General features: G+C 35.7%; 17 protein-coding genes and 1 pseudogene. 5 read left to right on the top strand and 13 right to left on the bottom strand.

The features are described from left to right. Positions 1 to 16: 16 nt before the first annotated feature. The 3 genes from MHI12_RS07710 to MHI12_RS07700 form a co-directional block, all read right to left on the bottom strand. On the bottom strand, positions 17 to 616 hold the full coding sequence (locus MHI12_RS07710) for a hypothetical protein (RefSeq protein ID WP_405172030.1): 600 nt from the start codon (positions 614 to 616) through the stop codon (positions 17 to 19). A gap of 192 nt (positions 617 to 808) precedes the next feature. Continuing rightward, positions 809 to 1,111, bottom strand: coding sequence for a hypothetical protein (locus MHI12_RS07705; RefSeq protein ID WP_405172029.1), 303 nt, complete (start codon positions 1,109 to 1,111; stop codon positions 809 to 811). 36 nt (positions 1,112 to 1,147) lie between these two features. After that, positions 1,148 to 1,333, bottom strand: coding sequence for an aspartyl-phosphate phosphatase Spo0E family protein (locus MHI12_RS07700; protein WP_405172028.1), 186 nt, complete (start codon positions 1,331 to 1,333; stop codon positions 1,148 to 1,150). A gap of 163 nt (positions 1,334 to 1,496) precedes the next feature. On the opposite strand from MHI12_RS07700, the gene MHI12_RS07695 reads away from it, so the two are divergent. Continuing rightward, complete coding sequence (locus MHI12_RS07695) at positions 1,497 to 1,742, top strand: helix-turn-helix domain-containing protein (protein WP_111619945.1); 246 nt, start codon at positions 1,497 to 1,499, stop codon at positions 1,740 to 1,742. A 385-nt stretch (positions 1,743 to 2,127) separates the two neighbouring features. On the opposite strand, the gene MHI12_RS07690 is transcribed toward MHI12_RS07695, so the two are convergent. Beyond that, entirely contained in the window at positions 2,128 to 4,071 is a 1,944-nt protein-coding gene (locus MHI12_RS07690; protein WP_405172027.1) for a hypothetical protein, read from the bottom strand. A 399-nt stretch (positions 4,072 to 4,470) separates the two neighbouring features. Further along, positions 4,471 to 5,205, bottom strand: a complete 735-nt coding sequence (locus tag MHI12_RS07685) for a hypothetical protein (RefSeq protein ID WP_405172026.1) — start codon at positions 5,203 to 5,205, stop codon at positions 4,471 to 4,473. A 285-nt stretch (positions 5,206 to 5,490) separates the two neighbouring features. Here MHI12_RS07685 and MHI12_RS07680 point away from each other — a divergent pair, with 285 nt between their 5' ends. After that, a complete protein-coding gene (locus MHI12_RS07680) occupies positions 5,491 to 6,687 on the top strand; it encodes a hypothetical protein (protein WP_405172025.1) in 1,197 nt (398 codons plus the stop codon). A gap of 141 nt (positions 6,688 to 6,828) precedes the next feature. Here MHI12_RS07680 and MHI12_RS07675 read toward each other — a convergent pair whose 3' ends face one another. From MHI12_RS07675 to MHI12_RS07645, 7 genes and pseudogenes are all read right to left on the bottom strand, one after another. Further along, positions 6,829 to 7,728, bottom strand: coding sequence for a GIY-YIG nuclease family protein (locus tag MHI12_RS07675; RefSeq protein WP_405172024.1), 900 nt, complete (start codon positions 7,726 to 7,728; stop codon positions 6,829 to 6,831). Positions 7,729 to 7,976: 248 nt separating this feature from the next. After that, positions 7,977 to 9,200, bottom strand: a complete 1,224-nt coding sequence (locus tag MHI12_RS07670; protein WP_405172023.1) for a hypothetical protein — start codon at positions 9,198 to 9,200, stop codon at positions 7,977 to 7,979. 282 nt (positions 9,201 to 9,482) lie between these two features. After that, on the bottom strand, positions 9,483 to 11,027 hold the full coding sequence (locus tag MHI12_RS07665) for a caspase domain-containing protein (protein WP_405172022.1): 1,545 nt from the start codon (positions 11,025 to 11,027) through the stop codon (positions 9,483 to 9,485). 866 nt (positions 11,028 to 11,893) lie between these two features. Further along, positions 11,894 to 12,595, bottom strand: coding sequence for a hypothetical protein (locus MHI12_RS07660; RefSeq protein ID WP_405172021.1), 702 nt, complete (start codon positions 12,593 to 12,595; stop codon positions 11,894 to 11,896). A 382-nt stretch (positions 12,596 to 12,977) separates the two neighbouring features. Further along, positions 12,978 to 13,950: pseudogene (locus MHI12_RS07655) on the bottom strand (tyrosine-type recombinase/integrase). 356 nt (positions 13,951 to 14,306) lie between these two features. Further along, positions 14,307 to 14,600: a hypothetical protein gene (locus MHI12_RS07650; protein WP_405172020.1), complete on the bottom strand. Its 294-nt coding sequence runs from the start codon at positions 14,598 to 14,600 to the stop codon at positions 14,307 to 14,309. 12 nt (positions 14,601 to 14,612) lie between these two features. Next, the gene (locus tag MHI12_RS07645; protein WP_405172019.1) at positions 14,613 to 15,848 is read right to left on the bottom strand and encodes a WXG100 family type VII secretion target; all 1,236 of its coding nucleotides are present in this window, start codon (positions 15,846 to 15,848) and stop codon (positions 14,613 to 14,615) included. A gap of 140 nt (positions 15,849 to 15,988) precedes the next feature. Between MHI12_RS07645 and MHI12_RS07640 the strand changes: the two genes are divergently transcribed. From MHI12_RS07640 to MHI12_RS07630, 3 genes are all read left to right on the top strand, one after another. Further along, positions 15,989 to 16,633, top strand: a complete 645-nt coding sequence (locus MHI12_RS07640) for a hypothetical protein (protein ID WP_405172018.1) — start codon at positions 15,989 to 15,991, stop codon at positions 16,631 to 16,633. Positions 16,634 to 16,644: 11 nt separating this feature from the next. After that, complete coding sequence (locus tag MHI12_RS07635) at positions 16,645 to 17,181, top strand: hypothetical protein (protein ID WP_405172017.1); 537 nt, start codon at positions 16,645 to 16,647, stop codon at positions 17,179 to 17,181. Between the two features lie 88 nt (positions 17,182 to 17,269). Continuing rightward, positions 17,270 to 17,650 carry a hypothetical protein gene (locus tag MHI12_RS07630; RefSeq protein WP_405172016.1) on the top strand — a complete coding sequence of 127 codons (381 nt, stop codon included), beginning with the start codon at positions 17,270 to 17,272 and terminating at the stop codon, positions 17,648 to 17,650. Positions 17,651 to 17,845: 195 nt separating this feature from the next. Here MHI12_RS07630 and MHI12_RS07625 read toward each other — a convergent pair whose 3' ends face one another. Beyond that, entirely contained in the window at positions 17,846 to 19,651 is a 1,806-nt protein-coding gene (locus MHI12_RS07625) for a serine hydrolase domain-containing protein (protein ID WP_405172015.1), read from the bottom strand. Between the last annotated feature and the right edge of the window lie 14 nt (positions 19,652 to 19,665).

The following is a 19,665-nucleotide window of genomic DNA, read 5'->3' as shown; positions in this document are numbered from 1 at the left end:
TATTTAACCCAGCACTTTAAAATACAGGAACTTCAACAGAATCTGTGCCCATAACTCTTTTTCCATCTTTCTCTTCTGATCCGACCTCAATACCAATTTTTAATGACTCAGAGGGGGACATTCCCTTTTGATCTGGACTTAAGTCGATCACAATCGTTCCAGTACCTCCGCCGTTTGCTATGTAATTTCGTTCTCTCCCAATTTCAATCATCGTGCGCCATGAAGAGTCATCGGAAGAATTCATCCAGGTTGAAACATACTCAGCGGGCTTTAACTTCGATTGATTTTCAGGATAACTGCTGGTGATGCTGGAGACACTCCATTGATCAGGGATATAAAATGCAACACCACCCCAGTCAGCAGGGTCAATCTCTACATGTGCTACTATCTTGATATGATCAATATGCTCCTTCTCACCCTCAACGAATATCGACCCTTCTGTCATAGTCTTTAAATTCGTTGATTTGGCATCCAGATCAAAGCTTTTGACGTGAATAATATTGCAGTTAACCACTGGCTCATTGGCTTCATTTTTATTGGTATTTAAAAAAAGCAGAATAAACACAATCAAAATAAACATAAAAAGCAGGATTAAGTATTTAGATCTTTTTTTCATAATAACCATACCTCGCTTCTACCCTTGTTTCTTTAAGCTTAACACATACTCAAAGCCCTCCTTTCCTTAATTTAGAATTTGGAAAAGTAGAGCATTAAAACTGGAGCGGAAGCGCAAGATTCACGCTTCCGTTCCAGTTTTTAAGTTAAGATCTAGGCAGCTTCCCCTGACTTATGGGTTCGCATTAGTGGATCAAGCCTCTGTATCGGTCTCCTCTGGTGTCGACTGACCCAGCAAGGATACTGTGAGCTGAATGCCATCTCGTAGCCCCTGCATATACAACCGCTCATTTTCTATGCCTTTGCTGACAATATAACGATTCTCCCACTCGATATATTCAGGTGTCTGTTTGACATCCTTACCTGCAAACAAAACTCCAAACGCTTCGTCTGTTCCCCCACGTACTCGACTCAGTTCAGGATCTTGCTCGATCCGAGAAGACACCTCATCCAGCCTTGCCTGAATCGCTCGTTGCAACCACCGTGGAAAATCCATTGCTTCTCCTCCCCTACGCATTATGTACCTCGCTCATCATCGTACCCCTCGACTATGCTTCGCCCTCATTTCACTAACTCGTGCCACCAGTTCGTCCACCCTTCGGCTCTGTTCCTGAACCTCAGGGTTCTCCCACAACGGAATCGCTTGCTTCAAGGATGCCTCACCAAGCTGATTAAGCTTGCGCCGTTCATCTTCCAATAAGTCAAGCAACCGGCTCATACATCCACCTCTCTGATGGGTCTAAACTGCTTCATGTCTTGGTAAGACTAGACTTGAGCAGTCATTTTAATGCGATTATCGGTTTATTTTATTTTAATTCGATATACGCATTAAAACAACCATTATTTCTCATACAATTTGGTTGAAATGAGGGGTGTACATAATGAAGCATAGACAAGAACCACCTGGCAACAAAAATATTATCGGTTCCCGAGTCGTAGCTATCCGTAAAAGTAAAGGAATCAAACAAAGAGAATTCCTCGCCAGATTGCAAACACTGGGGTTGGATATCAGTCAGACCAGTCTTTCACGTTTGGAGGGTCAGTATCGTCTTGTTCAGGATTATGAAGTAGTAATGATTGCGAGAGCTTTGGAGGTTTCTGTGGGGTATTTGCTTGGGGAAGAATAATTGATTATCTAAATTACTGTATATAAACCTTAATTCCCCTGTGAACGAATGCATTTGATTATACACACGAAAGCATCCACTCTTTTACCATCTTTCCGATTGTTATATGCATTAAAAAAGCCTGCCTAAAACTCGACAGGCAACTTAATACTGATTGTCTTATTCCCAGGCCATTGCTTTTGGGACGGATATATACGAAGATTTCTCAATGATATGAGGCATTCTCTAGAAGCTCTCTATTTTCCTCAAGAAAGTAAATTGTTGAACTGACTAAAGAAAAGTTTAAATACTACCTTTCAATTGTTGAATGAGTCTATTAGTTGATTTCCACTTTGTACTAATCATTTGAGAACAAAGAGCTAAATCTACCAAAGCATTTAAATATCTATTTAGCTTCTCTTTTTGATAACATATCTTCTATACAAAAATCATCATTTATTTTTATCACAAACAAAATCAATAATCTTAGGAAGATCATATAGTTATACTCGTGCGTTTTATCATTCTCAGTACTTTTAGGTTGAGTATGGCTATATCTATTCCTTAAATCCAATCCGTTGTTAAACTGTGACTTATTAAGCGTATAATTTACATACTCTTGCTCAGGTTTTGATAACAACGAACTTTCAAAAACAACTACATTCTTTGTTTCAAGTTTATCCAAAGCATTTCTCATTTTTAGTGAAGCTCGCCAATAGTTAACTACCTCATTAATATATAAATCTTTCATTACCAAAACCACAGACTCATCTTCAAAAACAATGAATCCTTCTTCATTATTCTTGAGATAGTTCTTTTCAATCAACCATTCAATTTTGCTATGAGAGTATTCTGGATAATCAGCTAACTTGAGAGGTTGATTGCATAGTAATTCAAAGTAGTTATTGTAGCTACTCTGATTTTTTTTACTATAGCCAAGTCCACTTTGATCAGAAAAAAAGAGAAAAGATGCGTAGTCAAACTCCTCGCCTTTACCATAAGCATACTTTTTATTTACTAGTGAAGGAATATTGCTATATATAAGATGTTCAGAGCGTATTTCAAGTAAATCGAAATCAACTATACCTTCTTCAACGTATAAAATAAATTGTTTTAGAACAGACTCTACCGCTGGCATTATATTAGTGCACTTCTCGAGTAATGTAGAGTGAGTTGATGGCATATTAATATCAAAATTTGATACTAAGAACTCATTCGGCAAGTATTCTTTAAAAAACCATTCAATTACTAACTCAATACGCACTCCTAGGCTAGACAGTTCATTATAATATCCGTTTATTTGTAATAAAGATAATGAATCCTTTTGATTAAATACCATTCCTGTCAAATAAGCATTTCGAGAACGAGAATAAAGAATTTTTTCCATTACCCCCATTTGATTAGGTTTGTTTACAAAGTTACATCTCATTTGATAATCAACAAATTCGAATAAATATATAAAGTTATTTAATAGTGTTCCATAATCGGTATTGTTTTCAAACCATTTTGTACTGTACATAGTCTTTATTGAAAGCCCATCTATATTAGAAATAACAACTTCTTCCTGATTTTTAGAAAAACCTACGGTAGTTTCGACTAGCATCCCCGAGTCTTCAGGAAAAAGTCTTTCTTCTTCTTTTTCTACTCTTTTTTTCGCGGTTAATATAGTTCTCGATGAGAGCAGAAGTTTGTCTTTATTACTTTGTACATTCACAATAAGCCGCAAATAATTCAAATTAGGACTTTCTCTATTAATGTAATTAAGAATGATTCTTTCTTTATCCAAAAATGTTAGCTCTTTTGGGAAATTCAACTTTTCTTTATCTGTTGTATGTTGCATTTCATATTCATCTAACAGTAGTTCTGCTACTGAATGATCACTCAACATATATTCCTTAATAACATTACCAAAGTGTTGAACTAACGTTTTGTGCCTTAATAGTTGATATAGCCAAATATTATTTTCGGTTAAAAATTGATTAAAGCTTAAATCAGTAATTCTTTCGTATACTTTGAATTTTTCAAAAAGTGCCCAAAAATCCTCTCTGTATTCTATTTCCAATTCATTATAAAAATCTGCTAGGTTTTCACTGTTAATGGAATGAAAAAAACGTCCAATCTTTTTGAAATAAATATTAACTTGCTTCTCATAGTTTTCTATCTCATTCGAAGTCCAAGTAAGGAGGTATAGCTTATGCTTAAAATATTGTTTTATATTATATATTTCAATCAGATCATTAATATTTAGTTCTTCTTTTTCTGCTCTACCCTCTATTAGATAATTTTCGATTTCTTTTAAGACAAACCCACTTGCCAAGTCATTTCTTGAATAGAATTTAATCTCTCTCATAATCTAGCCCCTTAAATTCTATTATTTCGAATATTTTTATAATTATAACTTTGAATATCTTTTTCTAATATAAAACTATAATAATTTAAAGTGTAATTCTCGCAAGTCATTGGCTAAATCATCGTAAATAAATCTAAACAAAGTAGCGTAAATGAATACAAATAAAATAACTATCAACAATATAGAAAATATTGTTGAAAATGTAGTTAAATCATTAGTATATTTATTTAATATATTTGTATAGGTAGCAGAAATAATAGGCAAAAGAACAGGCAATAGGATAACTTTATGATAATGTTCCTTTCTCACGATTCGGCTTATGCTGGCTGTCCGGCGAATACAGGACCACCCGCAGCGTGAATACTATTTCATACGAAGACCCAGGTTTGTTGTATTAGATCAATTGATCTTCTTCCCACTGGTAATTAGTTCTTGTTTTGAAATATTGTTTATTATTGTTTTTTCTAATCTCCCATCCTTTTTCAGGACAGTAAATGTAATGGATTGAGTATACAAGTTATCTAAGATATCGTAGTATTCTAATATGACTTGCTGATTGTTACTCAAAAATGATTGACTATGCATATAGCTAATGGTTATTATCATTATTCCATCTTTTTCTAAAGACTTAGTTTCTTCATGGAATGGTGTCAAGAATTCAGCTTGAAAACTTTTCATACCTATAACTTTTAAGGATATTATTGGTCCTAGACCAATATTTTTAATGTTTAATATTATATCATCTTGATAAGTGTGCTCTTCTAATCGATGGTCATCAAACATAACAGCTAAGTAGCTAATTGCCCCCTTAGAATCCCCAGAAAATTCATTTATGTAAGCCCTAACGCTCAATCTTCGCTCTTCTTCTATCTTAATTTTCTCATTATTAAGTTGATACCTTGTTAGGTCATTTGCTTCCTTTTGGGTCATTAATTGTCCTCTAACACCTTTCATACTCATGTAAATACTAAAATAGGTTACTAATCCGCCAATAATGGTGCCATAGAATCCGATCCAATCATTTGATATAGTAATATCCACCACGTTTATAGACACAATCAATCCAACGATAAAAGGAGATAAAAGAATAACAATCCAGATCTTTCGAAGAAGCTTATCTTGTTTCTCGTCCATTAATCTCATCCTCAATTTTTAAATGTGTTGTGTCGTTTTGTTTGGTTTAGGGGTTTCGTATAACGTTATTGTATTCACGAACCCTGCACTAGCTTAAGGGGCGAGCCAGCCCCGGTCTGACGGACTTGGCCAGTGCAGGGTTGTCTGCTGATTCCGCTTCCTCGAAAAGTCTTTGGCAGACTAAGGGCCGCCAGGCCCACAGCGTGAATCCTATGTTATGAGAGGTTGTCGACTTCACCTAATATACTTGTTATAATTCACTAAAAAAATACTAGGAGAATAGCCATGCATACTAAAGATTTAAATTTAGATCAACTATTAGAACACGCCTTTGCCTTGAGAAATCAAGCCGGGATTAAATATACTAGTTTTGAAAACTTAATAAAAGCATCTGAGATTTTCAATGAGGCCTTAAAGAGATATGATCAGATTTATAATACCTACAAAGACATACCAATACACAATGATCTCATAAAAATAAATAGGGAACATATTCGTTACGAAAAATATAATTGCTTATTTATCTATTATCACAGAATTCACAAATATGAGAAATCATTAGCTAATTTTCAATTAGCAAACAACCACATTAATAATACGCTTCATTATATTAATTTGCTTGAGCCATCAATTAAAGATAATATAAGAGAAGATTTTTTATATGATAAGAATCGTTGGACATATTATTCCCTCCAATTAAGCTCTCAATATTATTTTGTGATGGGGGACTTTGAGAAGTGCAAAAATAATCTTACTGCTTCATTAGATAATTACAAAAAATCTATCAATGAACAGCTAGTGTTACTAGAGACAGTGAAAATATATTTGCCATATTTAGAACCACATTATGAGAGGTTAGTTCTTGCAAATTATGAAATGGTTATCTCGAATTATGCGATTGTAAAATCAATTTCTTTAGGGTCAATTGACAAATCGTCAAAACTTTATGGAACAATACTAATTGAAACGGTTACTGAATTGTGGAATGCTTATGTTCATACGATTAATTCAATATACATATTTCCTGAAATCGAGCAAAATATTGTTGTTGCAGAAAACCAACTTACAAAAATTAATAATTTATTGTCAAAAAACAAGAATTTATGGCCTCAATTCATTGCTAAAATGAAGCAAGATGATGCATTTATTGAGAACCTTAAATCTATTGATATGAAAAATTATAAAAGAGCTCTTAATAATGGAGGGCATATTCAAATGAAAAAATACATAATCAGTGGTATATTTACTTTGATTTCTATATCAATCATTTTTGCATTGCTGGCTACTGTAAGCAACTTACTAACGCCTCTTCAGTTCTTTTTGATGTCTGGGGTTGGGATTGTACTAATTGTGATCACCTCTGCAATCCAATTAAAGATAAGTGGCCAAATCAAAGAAGAAAATTTCATGAAATTAATACAAATATCCTTGGATAAATACTTTAAAGATCTCAAATCAATAATAAAGTATTTTAAAAAGTAGCATTTGATAATTTCCCATAACGTTCTTGTATTCATGAACCCCGTCAGGGGTTGTCTGCTGAAATCCCTCTTCGATATCCTTCCCGCAGACCTAGGCTCCATCAGGAGCCGCTGCTTGAATATTATGTTATGAGATGTCAAATTACTCTTCATTGCTTTCACTTTCAAATTTCTTTTCTTGATTTTGCTTAAACGTTCTTCCGTTAACATCTATCCACTCTACAGGGCCTGCTGCTTGACGGCCTAATACTACAGCAGTCGCTGCACTGATACTGGAGAAAATCGCATTCTCATTAAATATATAAAATTCCCCGCCATCAATCAGAACTCCAGTTTCTATCAATTTGTTTCTCTGCTTGATCCATCCCTCGGAAATTGAACTTGACGTCTGTTTACAGCTTTGAGATCCAGATAGAACTACATAGCCTTTTTCAGTTTCTATCAATTTAGCAGAAGCTCTTTTGCTTTTTAGCGTGTATATGATGTCACTACTAACCGGAGGTAATGAAATTACATTATCATTTGATTGTTTAAGGGTAGAAGGAACCAAGAACATAAAATTAACTACTGGAAAAATCAACTTCATCTGCTCTAAAAAGTATTCCATATCTGAAATATCAGCTTCAGGGAGAGTTGTTAACTCAGGCTGTACAGCATTATCAATTTCGGCTGTTTTCGCATCCTTAGATAAAGAAATAATTCGAGATTCTAAATACTTGATATGAGATTTAGTAAGCATTTCATCCTTGCTTATAAAGGCTACAATTTCGATAAAATCCTTATCTGAATCCGCTAAGTGTTGCTTTAATCTCTTTTTAAGATTCTCTGCTTCACCTATGTATATGCGTTCATTATAGTTGTCGTTGTTAGGTAAAGATTTTAGAATGTAGACTCCTGGTCTATTAAATTCGGGTCGCTCTATGATTTTAGGCAAAGAAGAACGCTGTGAATATAAAGCCTTACCTGACCAATTACCGATTTCAATTGTTCTAGGCCCTGTTTCTGACCCATCCACAAGAAATATAGTTAGTTTTTTTCCCACTCTTGGTTTCCCCTTTAATTTAATTTCTCATAACGTCTCACGCATTCACGAACCCGAGAGGCTTAAGTTGCCGCGGCTATCAAACGAAGTGATCGCCGGCCGGGTCGAAGACTTAGCCTCGCAGGGGTTGTCCGCTGAATCCGCTTCTCCGAAATGCCTCTGGCGGACAGAGGGAGCGGCAGCGACCGACGCGTTGAATGCGGTGTTATAAGATATCGGCATCTTCGTTGTAATATCCCCGTTTTAACTTATATCACTTTTGAATCATCGTGTTGTCTAGAAAACCATCTTATAACCTGATCAGAAAGAATTTTCAAACAGTTTGAGAACTCTTTCATTTTGCTCTTGGGACACTCATACCCCTTATTTTTATAATTTGTCTTTGCATGAGCAATCATATTTCTTGTATCTGAAACTGCGTTTGATAATTCTAGAAGTGCACGCTTCCTTTCTTCTCTCGTACTCTCAAGATTAATTTCGCTAAGATTCTTTAAATATTTTGGAGCAAATTCTTTTAACTCTAGAACATCACAACATACTTCGATTGTTATTCTAATTGCTTCTTTATCTTTCTTAAAATTTCCCAACTCATCAAACAGCTTCTCTAATTCGAGAACATATCCCGCATCCGGACTCAACGTTTTAGGGCTGTACAATTTTGTCATGACTGAATCTAGTAATTCTCGCCGCACGACTGTCTGGGAAACATACTCTATTACTTTTGTATACATAAGAACTAAAATCTCGGGGTCCTCTATACTGGCGCACGAGTTATAAATTTGGTACAGTTCCTTATTCCCTCTCCCTGCTACTAAAGGTCGAAGTCTAGCCTTCTCCTCGCCTTCTTGTAGTTCATACTCCAATTCAAAATATACAGGTCTCGGGGAATAAAATAATTTTATATTTAATGAAGAACTAAGTTCAAACATATATGCTTGGGATAACTCATCAATAAGTTCTTCAGTAATTTGTCTTTCTGAAGTAATTTCAATGAAGAGATCTTCATAAAGCACCGGTGGGAAGTATTTGTCGTAATTGTTCATTACGGTAACAACGATTGCAAAATTTGTTTGCTCTTTAACTAAATCAAAAAGAAGAGTTTGATTATCAACAGTAAGAGATGTATTAAATACCCCCTCCACTGTTTCTTCAAGGGCAATAATTTTTTCTCTATTTAACGAGTCCACTCTAATTAATAGTCTCCTCGGGCTGATATAGATGTAATCATCAACAATTTTTGATTCTTTTACTTCCTCTATTATTGTAAGAACTTCACCTAAAGTTCTCTCTGCATAATCCTCGCAATGAGGCAAACCAAAATTCATCTTTGATTCCAAATCAATAATAATATCTTCTTCATAATCCTCGGGATTATCCAAATCATAAAATTCAAATTCAATTTGATTCTTCTCAAAAAATGATAATAACTCATAAGTTTGTGTTTTTAATTCATCATCAATAAAACGTAACATCTGATCCTCCTATGTCCTCATTTCTTTATGCCGATTTCTTATAAAGTTGTTGTATTCACGAACCCGAGAGGCTTAAGGCCCATAAGGCCCGGGTGGCTCCGCCACTTTGCCTCGCAGGATTGTCTGCTGAATCCTCTTCCCCGGAAATACATCTGCAGACCAAGTGCTGAATGGGCCGCAGCGCGAATACTTTGTTATAAGATTCCGACGACTCCCTCGAGTTACTAAAGAAAATGCCCCACCAATAACTAACATGGTTAGGACATTTAGTAACATGTAGCATTAACTTACGGGTATCTCTTCCTTGGTTTCCTTTGTTTTCGCTTTCGTACTCTTGGAATCGTCTTGAATCTTACTTTGTGTATTATTTGAAGAATTATATCTCTCTATTAAGGGGTTAAGAATACAGTTGGAATATTCTTCCATTATTTTGTTAAGATTATCTTTTATTTTATCTATTTCTTTCAATTTGACCTCAACTGTCTTCCAATCAAACTTATTACTAACAGTTCTATAATTCCAATTAGTCTCCTCATAATTTGAACAAAAGTAAAAGAATCTAATGTTGACCTTAGAAGTCATGACTAATATCGAGCAATTATACCATTGGAGATTCTCATATTTAGGTTTCATTGTAATCTTTATGACCTTATGCGGATAATCATATGTAGTAGTATAACCCAAAATAACGTTTCTGGTTTTCTTGACTATTTTTTTAGGCCTGTTGTGTCCTAAGCTGATTGCCACTGAGCTAAGAGTAGAAAAATCCTCAACTTCTTCTTCATATGTTTCGGTCGCTATGGTCGGTTTAGCAAAGTAATCGTGTTTGTTGTCGTTCAACCACTTACCAATTAAGTTAATTTTGGGCACTATTGGCTCCGACAGTTTTCTGTTTTCAAGATTTTTATGTGACTCAATAGTAAAATCAAACAGAGAATTAAGAGTAGTTGAAAAGGTATAGCTTTCAATATACCCCTTAATCTCTTCTAGAATATTTAGCATATCAGACTCTGAACAATATATGGCAGCTTCTTGCATTACAAATTGTTCAAGTGATGGTAGCGTTTTATCTTTGTTTTCTTGGATTTCTAAATTCTGTTTTGTAAGGAGTTTTGAAAGAAATTCTGTTATCTCATCAGTAAGTGTTGCAAATTTCTCCGTGAAATTGGCCTGAGTAACAAAAAAGGGAGTTTGAACAGAATTACTTTCAAATTCATCTGAAATGTAATCTATAATGTCTTTATATCTAATGTCGTTTGATTTGTAATTAACAACAGCATTTACAAAACTTTGAGTAAAGTGGCTAACATCATCTTGATATGAATACTGTTCGCTCTGTGAAGAAAACATAAAGTAACATTTCTTATAAGAATTCCCCGTCTCATTTAAGTATTTTTCGAATGAATTGTCACCACCTTTAACATATGTAATTCCAGCCTGACAAGCGTCTACGACTTTCACAATCAACTCTGGACTCAAACTTCTAAAAAGATTGTCTAGTTCACTGTTTTCAAGCGATGTTTGTTTTCGTTTCTTCTTATCAAAATCTGAAAGTATGTAATAAAATTCATTATTAAAAAATTCACCATGCCCGGTGTAATAGAAAAACAGTTCATCTATCTGTTTGTCTCGATATCTTGATACAAATGTAGACAATTGATTTTTAATCTCAATACTATTTGTTTTGGTATCTAAAATATAAATTTCATCAAACTTATTAATTCCTGATAATAATTTATTAATATATTCGACGTCAGTTTGACATCCTGGCAAATTATTTTGAATATCCAAATATTCACTAACACCTATAATTATGGCGATATTCATTTGGAATCCCCCCTATATATTTTACTTAAATTAGTATATCATTGTCGTATTTTGTTTGTATATATTTTTCGACGGTTTCTTATAACGTTCCCGTATTCACGACCCGACGCATGTCGGGTGTCCGGCAAATGCCAGACCAAGGGCGTAAGCCCGCAGCGTGAATATTATGTTATATGCTGCCTGTGACCTTCCAATTCATCTTAATATTATTTTATTATTTCCTTCTTCAATTTTATGCTTTCTTTCTATCTTTTCACAATAGTTTTTTAGTTTTTAATTTCATTTTTTAGAGATATTATCTTTTAAAATTCTCTTTTTATTCTCCTTTTTATTCGTCTGAACTGAAGGGAATTAGTGCTTCCTTTTTCAACTCTTGATCTCCTCATTCAATTGTCTTGTTATCTTTGAATTCTCTTTGATTTTCGAACCCTACATAAAAAAACGCCGATAAGTAATTCGGCGCTTCTTCATTTCAATATTTCCTAGAATTTATCAGTATTTCAGGTTTCATACAACGTTCCTGTATTGACGATCCGACCCGACGTATGCTGGACCAAGGACGAATGCCTGTAGCGTGAATATTATGTTATATGCTGCCTGTGATCTTCCAGATACTTTTAATCTTATTAACTTATTTGTTTAATTATAATTATTCATATGTCTTTTTCAAACTCGAACTGTGCGTCTAATTGCTTTTCTATTTGGGTTCTTTCTTTAATCTTTTACTTCATTACGTATATCTTTAATCTTCATTGACTCTTAAAATTTTCGAATAAGTTATGTATCACTTTAAACTAAATAAAAAAGCGCCCGAAGGGCGCTCATCTATTCCAGTTATTTTATGTATTTTTGAAATTCCATTAATATCAATCTTTCTTTTTACCAAAATGTCTAAGTTGACCATTAGCAGAAATATGGAGATTATGCTTCGGAATCGAAGATGGCAAAGTTCTTGTTATTACTCGTACTCTTTCCCCTACCATTTCTGAATAGTCTTCTTTAAGCAGTTCTAGAAGTCTTTCAAATCCTTTTTGCAAATGTTGGGCTAATTTAAAACTTTTCATGGCATCTTCTTTACTTATAAATTGGCTATAATTAACCTCAATTTTTTCTGACGGCCATTTAAATCCCGGATACGACTTAAGTTGTTTCTTTCTGTAATCTCCCCATTCAATCATCTTAGCATCTGTGAAATGATGTTCATAATTCCTGCGTTTATACAAATCATTCATTATTTCAAGATCTTTTTGATGATGCTCTACATAATTCATGTTAAATTCTTTTGATTTTTTTGACATTACTTTTCTTATACGAGCGTAAGAGGCTGAATTTTTTGATTTGTCTGCAAACAAATTCAACAAATAATTTTGCGGAGAATACAATTTATCTTCTATTTCTTTATATTTTCTATAATCTATATTTTTATTATTTTTCAAAAACCTAGACCATTCCTCTAAATACCTTTTATGTCTGTCTAAATGTCTGATAGATAGTTCCAATACAAGACTGGTATACATGATTAAATCTTCTTTACTGTTAAATATAAACAACTTAGGATCTTCACTCATTTGTTTCTCCTTTTCTGAACAAGTTGAACTTGTATTTCACATTTTTGTGATACTAGTTTCTATACTCTTAACATTCTGACTAACATACTCCACATAAAATAAGATTTGCTCTGTCTCTTTATTTTATCATTGACTTGTATTACATTCAATCCTAGTATTATCTGGGTACTCATCTTTTAATTGAATGATATTATTTTATGTATTTTTAGTATAATGAAAACTTCAACAAATAATTTTCCTCCAGGTTGCATATAACTTCTAGTTTATGTACTTCATGAATGCCACACATCCTGTCCTTTAGCTGAACTACGTATATAATAACCCATATTGTTACATTTGCGAAGAAAAATTCGATGAAAAAAAGGAAGGAGGAGCCTAGCACTCAATCTCCCAAATCTATCCGATCCAGTGGGCTTTGAATACGCTGGATGTTTTTCGTACTAACATGCGTATATCGCTGAGTTGTACGTGCACTCGTATGACCAAGTAACTCCTGAATGTAGTGCAGGTCTGTCCCATTTTCCAGCAAATGAGTGGCGAAGGAGTGTCTCAGCGCATGAATACTTACCTTTTTCAAAATTCCTGCCGCGTTGTCTAGCTTCTTCAAAAACCTTCTGTACGCTCCGCTCAGTAAGATGTCGATCAGAAGATTGGCCCGGAAACAGCCAACGATTGGGTCTGTATTCATCTATGTATTTCTGCACCATATCCCAGGCAAGGCTTGAAAGAAGCGTTCTCCGATCCTTTTGACCCTTTCCCTGTCGCATAATGAGTGTCTGCCTTTCAATATCCAGATCGGTGCAACGCAGACGCACAACTTCACCTACACGAAGCCCGGAAGAATAGGTCAGAAACAATATGGCCTTATGTTTAGGGTTGGTTACGGATTTGAGTAATTGTGCAACTTCCTTTTCGGACATCACTTGTGGAAGCTTGGTCTGCTTCTTGGGACGAATAAACTGGATATCCGTAGGATGATGGAGCACATGTTTGCAATAGAAGCGGAGCGCGCTAATGGTCTGATTCACGCTTGAATGGGAAATTCCTCGTTCCAGCAAACCTAAACAATACATCTGAACATTGGAAGTAGTGACATCCTTATTTTTAAGGCTAAGGCTGCTTAGAAAACGCTCGACCTGATTACAATACGCTTTGATCGTTTTACGACTATATCCTCGTAACTTTAGTGCCTTCTTTAACGGTTCTTTGTTCCACTGGTTGTTTCCCCTATTAGCTTTCCATTGCTGCAGTTCTTCATTGACAACCCACAACTCCGGGGTAATCTGAACTTCATCTGGATCAAACTGGCTCGTAAACTCCTGGATGGCCGCAATAGTGTAGGGTATGATCCACATTTTCTGTTTGGGTTCCCACTTTCTGCCCGTAATCTGGCGAATGCGCTGAATATATGCAGGGTTATAGGGACAACGAATATGCAATGAATGAGTAGAACCTTTAGTTATGGTGATCTTCTTTTCCGTTGTAGTATCATCGTTCATAGAAAACTCTCCTTTGTTTAAGTCTATGTCTTTCTCCGCAATTTTGAGAAATAAAAAGGAAGGCTATCCTCATCCCAAAAAGGGAATAAGATGACCTTCCATTGCTTTCGGAACATATATGATCTTTAAAAGTAAAGATGGGCACAGCCAGTGCAATAAAAAACTGCCACTCCATGTAGCTTCAACAAAGCATACCTACTGTCAATTTGTCCTCATGGATAACAGTAGACGATTGAACCCGCAGGTATTTCGTCTGGGGATATACTTTTACCCAAACATATACCGATATTTTTTTTACCCGCAATAGAATGATTAATTTGAGTAGAAACAACTCCAAACATTTGCTCTTCCCCATCCGTTTTTTTGATGATAATCTGCTCACCGATCATCTCTTTGATTGTTGACGGAAGTAGCTCATCCAACTCTTCATTGGCCCCCATAACGATGGTTCCGAATTCCGGTGTATCGAAGACTAACCCCACGCCAAACAGCATTTTAGTTTCCATTCTGTGGCCACCTTATCTCTGATCTATAAATAGCTCGCCTTTGACATCTCTTACCCTGAGATCGGCATTACGAAGTCTAACCATGGCATCTCTCAATAAAGCATACCGTTCAGTAGAATTGAGGTCAGGAGCAAATCTCGCTGCCCGGATACTTGCCTGAGCCTCATCAAGAGCATAGTTTCTTTTGATGACTTCAGGAGGAAGATCATAAAGTGGGAACGCTCTACCTGCAATAGAAGCCTCATAATGTCCAACGATCTCGTGAGCTAATGTAGCATTCATTGAGATTCGAGTATTTGCACTCAAAGTCCCTACTCCTGGGGCTGCTGCTGGTAAGACATCCGTATTGATGACCAAGCGGTTATACATCATGCCTGTATTCCATGTATCATAATAACCTAGTTGTGCGATTAAGATATTTTCTTCGGGGAAATCAAGCTTGTTCAAATAACTCTTTATCTCAAGCTTTTGGTTATCCGTCAGCGGAAGCTCATTGCGTTGTCCGTCACTGAGAATCTGTCTAAAATCTACCGCGCCATCGTATTTGACAGGGGTATCGATATGCAGCTTAGGTTTGAAAACAGAGCCGACGCCTAATACCATACCACCTGTACCAAGCATACTTGCCCAATGTTCACTTGACCAAGCATTTGTAGGCAAAACGGCTTCTCTAATCGTTCCATGGACTCCAAATGTCAACCAGTTCAGTGTGTCTTGAGGCGACTCAAAAGCTTTGTCAGCTCGATCAACATACCCGTTTACGAGTCCACTCGGAATACCAAATGTCCAGTAATCCAGAAATCCGCCTACACTATCATATCTCTTCTGATATCGGTCATCTGCCGATTGTATAAATGCTTGTCCTAGCTCTTTTAAACTATCTACAGACTTCTCAACTGCATTACGATCGTCTACACCTTCCTGTGGGCCACAAGCATTCGGTGGTGGTGGTAAACAGTTCATGTCTACTTGCCCTTCCAACCCGTGATCAGCTTGGAGAAATCTTTCTCCATGGTTATGTAACACAGTTGATATTGAACTCATGAGTGTGACAACTTCAGTCATAACAAGCTGTGACTTCTTGAAATCATAGTAGAACCTTTCTCTAGTACTCCCATCCCAGTTCGCTTCAATATCAGTCATGCTTCGCAGAAGACTTTCATTCATGTGTTGAAGAGTAGTATAAGCTGTAGAGAACTGTTTACTAATTGTAAAAAGTTGCTCTGGCGTAACCATAATTCTCGTCATAGAATACCTCACACCTACTATAATAAATGTAAGAATCCTTAAGTAAAAAATAAATTTTTACATTTTAGTATATAAAAAATAAGTATAATATGATAATATGTTAAAACTGGCCAGTAATTAGAAAATAATGGAGGATTATTGTGAAAATTAACTTGAAATTCGTACTAAGTCTATTGCTAGTTTGTTTTACTACATTTTTCATTAGCTCAAATGTTTTCGCTCAAATGGAACCATACAAGTGGAAAAGTTCATTTATTAAATCAGGAAAATTAACTGTTAAAATTAGTACTGAATATGCTACCGGTGGAGATTATACTTCTACAGACCTAACGGAAGGTATTAACAGATGGAAGAACACAAGTGCAAATTTAAACTTATCAACAGCTTCGTTTGCTTCATCTAATATTGATATTAGGGCCGTTAATGCACAAACATGGAATAATAATGGCTGGGGATCAAACACATATGCGTGGACACAACCATATGATGGTACATTTGCTTGTGCTACTAACTTAATAACAAATAATTGCACTTCTTCTAACAGTATTGATTACGCTGCCATTTATATTAATATAGCCAAAGATACTGGAGGATTGTTATCATCTACAAAACAAGATCGAAGAAGAGGAGTTATAGCTCATGAACTTGGTCATGCCTTTACTATTCGCCATAACAGTTTAATAGGAGTAAGTTCAATTATGAAAACAAGTATGTGGAATGACAATAATTTTTCCTTAACACCTACGTCAACAGATATTAATGATATTAACAGTGTATATAAATAGGAGTGGAAAAAATGAGAAAAATTCTGATTTCAATTGTTTGTATTTCGTTTAGTGTTGGCTTAGGTTATGTTTACTCTTCATCAATACATAACCACGATGTTGATAATCATTTTGCAACTATTCAGAGCGACTCTATTGCTGAAGAATTATCAATTCCTGAGTTGATTGTTAAAGGTGTTGTTATTGAAGAGATGCCTGAGATACGCCGAGAGTCCGGTATTTCTAATCCCAAAGTCGATACTTCATATTTAGTTTCTCCTGTGAAAGTTAAGATTGAAGAGGTGATTTCTGGAGATTTAGTTGGGAATGAAATAACCTACTTACAGAGAACAGAAAGTACCGATAAAATAAAAACGGATGATGAAGTTGTTTTAATGTTAAACGGTACATCCGATGGCTTCTATTGGTCCTATAACTTTAATGACGGAGTATGGCAAGTGGATAACAACGGTATTGTTAGTTCTAATACAAATTCTAAAACGCTTAAAGAGCTTAAAGATACAAATGCGACAGAGTTTGTTGAAGAGATCAAAGAAGAGTTAAAATAAAAGATCAGTTTTAGAATTTTATCCCCCACAAGCACTAGGTATATCTGAAAAATAGTTATACTTAGTGCAATATAAGGATGTGGATTATTTGAAAAACAAGAAATTAGTACTTAGCATCGTCACGATTTTTATTTTATTACTATTGGGTTTCCTAAGATGGGATAACTTTGATTCCAGCGGAGACATTAATTATAAGTATGATCGATGGGCTAGTCAAAAATGGGTAGAGTTCTATCCTCCGCTAGCTGCTTCTCCCAACAGCATGGAGTTTCCACTAATGTATATGGATGAAATCCATCAGAGTGATATAAATAAGTATCTAGAAAAACAAGCTCTCACCGGAGAGTTAGTGAACAAGTGGATTGAACGAACAAAGTTAACGGATGGATATATAGGTCTATTATTATTGAATATTCTGGTGGTCATTTACAGTTCTATTAAATTATTTATTTTGAGAGACAAAAAATAGGATGATCTTGATCCCCCTTCAATATGCCGCGGTACACTTTGCCAAAGGGCATACTAACACAAAGGCAGCAGTCCCACATAAGGAACTGCTGCCTTTACTTTTTATAATTTTCTCCACTTATAATATCAACGATGTATAGAAGTCATCCGCGAGCCATTGTAATGTTTGAAATATCTATATTCAGCGTTTGACACTCTAAACGTACAAATTCCATCCCACAATAAAAGCAGCCAAGATAAAAGCCGAGATGCCAGATATGATGTACATCACCTTTTGCTTTTTGCTGTAACTACTCTTCCGCAGTTTGTAAATAAGCAAGCCAAGATACGCCACTGCTAGAACTACATAAAGTAGGTTAAACATTAAATTAATCCGTAACGAAGAATAAGCAGGATAATTCGGAAACCTCAACTTCGTCTGTAGGATGAAAAGATTAAGAAAGAGTGCCACACCTGCAAAATTAATGGCAAGATGATATTTATTAAAATTGGTAGTAGGATTTCCTCGTTTATGTAGTTTGGTAAGAAACATCCGGATTACATAGCCGATCAAAGCAATTATAGTGAAAATGGCGGCAAGCAAAGCAGGAATAAAAGATATTTTAATCAAGTTCACCTTTAAATTAGATATAGGCAAGTAATCAATGTAAGGAGTAAAGGAAATTTTATCAACAACACCATTATGCTCGACAACATGATAAGAACTACTTAATTCAGCTTTTGTGAATTTCCTTATATCAAGGGCCGTAAATAAATTAGTAAATCTAGATGCTGCCCGTCGTGCGGATTGAAAATATCCTCCCCCCTCCGCAGTAACTCTATTAGAATTGACGTTATCACCGAAAATTTCTTTAATAAGTCCATAACCATAAATTTCTTCAAAAGACTGGCTTGTCATGACGACCATCCCAAATTTAGATTCCGGATCAAAGACAACTTTGCTGGAGAATGCTTTCAAATTCCCCTCGTGCATCAGTGTAGGCACCCAGTATTCCATCTCAACGAACCCATGCGCAAATCGCGGAGTAGAAGTCCCGTCATAATATAGACTTGTTGACAACATTTCGTTCAACGTATCCCTGTTCTTAAATAATACATTGCTATCATCTACTGGCATCAACGCAGCAAGGAATTTCCCTAAATCTTCTGCTGTCCCAATCGCTGCCCCGGCAGGATAAAAGGTTACGTATCCTCTGTTCTGAGGGATCAGTTTTAAATCTTTTGTATACCCTTCAATCTCATTCCTTCTTTGTACTAGGTCTGGATGATCTTGCCCCGTTGGATGAATCGAGGTGTCGTTCATATGAAGCGGTTCGAAAATATGTTGATTGACATATTCATAAAAAGGTTGGCCACTTATCTCTTCCACGATGTAACCGGCTAGACCAACACCGTAGTTCGAATAACCCACTATGCTATTCGGTTTGTATATTTGTTTCGGCTCATTTTTACGCAGCGTTTCTCCTAATTCTAACGTTTCATCCTCAGAGTAATAAAACACCTCGGCCGCTGTTTGATCTTCCCAACCCGCATTGTGATGCATCAGGTTCAAAAGGGTTATTGGATCATCGTATTTCAGCTTTTTGAAAAATCCCTCTGGCAGATATTCCTGGATATCCGTCTCCAAATCAAGCTTTCCTTGTTCGACAAGCTGCATCACACTCGTATACACCAACAGTTTAGAGATGGAAGCCCATTCAAACACAGTAGAGGTATCCGCCTTCCGCTGATTCTCAATATCTGCGTAACCATATGCTTTATTCACAATGGTTTCACCATCTTTGATAGCCACAACCGAAACGGCAGCGGTGTACTTCTCATACGAGGCAACATAAGCATCAATCGTTTCCTCTAACTTGGATAAAGGAATTCTGGATGGTGTAGTCTCCACCTGTTTCTCTTCAGCGTGGGCAGGTACCGCTATTGCCATAATGATAAATATGAATGACAGAACACAAGCGATTACTTTGTTTACCGTGTGATGTCCACGATTCATCTGCATTAGCTTCTCTCCTT

Origin of the sequence: Paenibacillus sp. FSL H8-0280 (genome assembly GCF_045040665.1) — a bacterium.
Taxonomy (GTDB): domain Bacteria; phylum Bacillota; class Bacilli; order Paenibacillales; family Paenibacillaceae; genus Paenibacillus; species Paenibacillus xylanexedens_A.
Note: the sequence above shows the minus strand (reverse complement) of the source record. Positions and strands in the feature narration are given on the sequence as shown.

Coding starts and splice junctions, on each gene's coding strand:
- MHI12_RS07710 (WP_405172030.1), bottom strand. CDS start 616: ATGAAAAAAAGATCTAAATACTTAATCCTGCTTTTTATGTTTATTTTG.
- MHI12_RS07705 (WP_405172029.1), bottom strand. CDS start 1,111: ATGGATTTTCCACGGTGGTTGCAACGAGCGATTCAGGCAAGGCTGGAT.
- MHI12_RS07700 (WP_405172028.1), bottom strand. CDS start 1,333: ATGAGCCGGTTGCTTGACTTATTGGAAGATGAACGGCGCAAGCTTAAT.
- MHI12_RS07695 (WP_111619945.1), top strand. CDS start 1,497: ATGAAGCATAGACAAGAACCACCTGGCAACAAAAATATTATCGGTTCC.
- MHI12_RS07690 (WP_405172027.1), bottom strand. CDS start 4,071: ATGAGAGAGATTAAATTCTATTCAAGAAATGACTTGGCAAGTGGGTTT.
- MHI12_RS07685 (WP_405172026.1), bottom strand. CDS start 5,205: ATGGACGAGAAACAAGATAAGCTTCTTCGAAAGATCTGGATTGTTATT.
- MHI12_RS07680 (WP_405172025.1), top strand. CDS start 5,491: ATGCATACTAAAGATTTAAATTTAGATCAACTATTAGAACACGCCTTT.
- MHI12_RS07670 (WP_405172023.1), bottom strand. CDS start 9,200: ATGTTACGTTTTATTGATGATGAATTAAAAACACAAACTTATGAGTTA.
- MHI12_RS07665 (WP_405172022.1), bottom strand. CDS start 11,027: ATGAATATCGCCATAATTATAGGTGTTAGTGAATATTTGGATATTCAA.
- MHI12_RS07660 (WP_405172021.1), bottom strand. CDS start 12,595: ATGAGTGAAGATCCTAAGTTGTTTATATTTAACAGTAAAGAAGATTTA.
- MHI12_RS07650 (WP_405172020.1), bottom strand. CDS start 14,600: ATGGAAACTAAAATGCTGTTTGGCGTGGGGTTAGTCTTCGATACACCG.
- MHI12_RS07645 (WP_405172019.1), bottom strand. CDS start 15,848: ATGACGAGAATTATGGTTACGCCAGAGCAACTTTTTACAATTAGTAAA.
- MHI12_RS07635 (WP_405172017.1), top strand. CDS start 16,645: ATGAGAAAAATTCTGATTTCAATTGTTTGTATTTCGTTTAGTGTTGGC.
- MHI12_RS07625 (WP_405172015.1), bottom strand. CDS start 19,651: ATGCAGATGAATCGTGGACATCACACGGTAAACAAAGTAATCGCTTGT.